General features: G+C 55.0%; 2 protein-coding genes. Both read right to left on the minus strand.

All coding sequences use genetic code 11. The features are described from left to right. Positions 1-30: 30 nt before the first annotated feature. Positions 31-162: a hypothetical protein gene (locus S1OALGB6SA_RS11030; RefSeq protein WP_306766979.1), complete on the minus strand. Its 132-nt coding sequence runs from the start codon at positions 160-162 to the stop codon at positions 31-33. Between the two features lie 17 nt (positions 163-179). Next, the coding region (locus S1OALGB6SA_RS10785; RefSeq protein ID WP_195910277.1) for an SBBP repeat-containing protein at positions 180-329 on the minus strand (150 nt) is incomplete at its 5' end.

Genomic DNA, 329 nt, shown 5'->3' on the forward strand with positions numbered 1-329 from the left:
GTGCCTATCCATATGACCCAGTACCGCTGCTTAGGGCACCTTGTACTCTATCTTCCGGATGCGGTTGTTGTATGTGTATCTGCCACATAGATATTGCCGGATGAGTCCACAGCCACGGCGACGGGCCGTTAAACTGTGCTTCTGTACCGCTGCGCTATCCATAGACCCGGTGCCGCTGCTTAGGGCACTTTGTACTCTATCTTACGGATGCGGTTGTTCTTTTTATCTGCCACATAGACATTGCCGGATGAGTCCACACCCACTCCGCGGGGGAAGTTAAACTGCGCCGCTGTGCCGGTGCCATCCGCAAAATCCGCATCGCCACTGCC

The organism is Olavius algarvensis spirochete endosymbiont, from assembly GCA_900608495.1.
GTDB lineage: Bacteria > Spirochaetota > Spirochaetia > DSM-2461 > DSM-2461 > UBA2779.

Excerpts from the sequence above, each read along its gene's own strand:
- S1OALGB6SA_RS11030 (WP_306766979.1), bottom strand. The coding sequence starts at position 162 with ATGGATAGCGCAGCGGTACAGAAGCACAGTTTAACGGCCCGTCGCCGT.